The following is a 623-nucleotide window of genomic DNA, read 5'->3' on the forward strand; positions in this document are numbered from 1 at the left end:
CGGCGCGGCGCCCGAGGGCGCCGCGCCGCGGCCCGGTGACTCCGGCGTCTCCGGCGTCTCCGGGCAGAAGGCCCTGGCCGCCGCCCGCGAGGCATGGCGGGAGCTGCTGGAGACGGCTCCCGGGAAGGACGTCGACGACGTCGACTTCTTCGCCGCCGGCGGCGACTCGATCACCGCCGTGCAACTGGCCGCGCGGCTGCGGCAAGCCGGTTTCGACCTGTCGGTCCGCCGGATCTACCGGCACCCGACCCCGGCCGCCCTGGCCCGCTCACTCGCTTCGGCCCCGACCACGGCGGACCCTCCCCCGTCCCCCTCCCCGCATGACGCGCCCTCGTTCGCCGACGGCCCGGCAGCCGTGCCCGCACCCATGCCTGAGCCTGTTCCCGAGGCGGCTCCGCCCGGGGCCGGCCCCGCGGCGTCCACCCCTGGCGCGGTCCCGGACCTGTCCCCCGTCCAGTCCTGGTTCTTCGAGAAGGTGCGCGAGCACCGGGCGCACTGGAACCAGTCCGTCGCGGTGCGCCTGCACCGGCCCGTGGACCCGCTGCTGCTGCGCCTGGCCCTTCAGTCCGTCCTGGCCGCGCACCCCGCCCTGACCGCCCGTGTCGAGCCCGGCGGCCCGGCGG

Annotated in this window: 1 protein-coding gene; it reads left to right on the forward strand. The window is 77.8% G+C overall.

From position 1 onward, the window contains the following. Window positions 1–623: phosphopantetheine-binding protein (locus HO151_RS05945; protein WP_173895049.1), on the forward strand; the 623-nt coding region annotated here is incomplete at both ends.

Source organism: Streptomyces sp. 8P21H-1 (assembly GCF_013302945.1).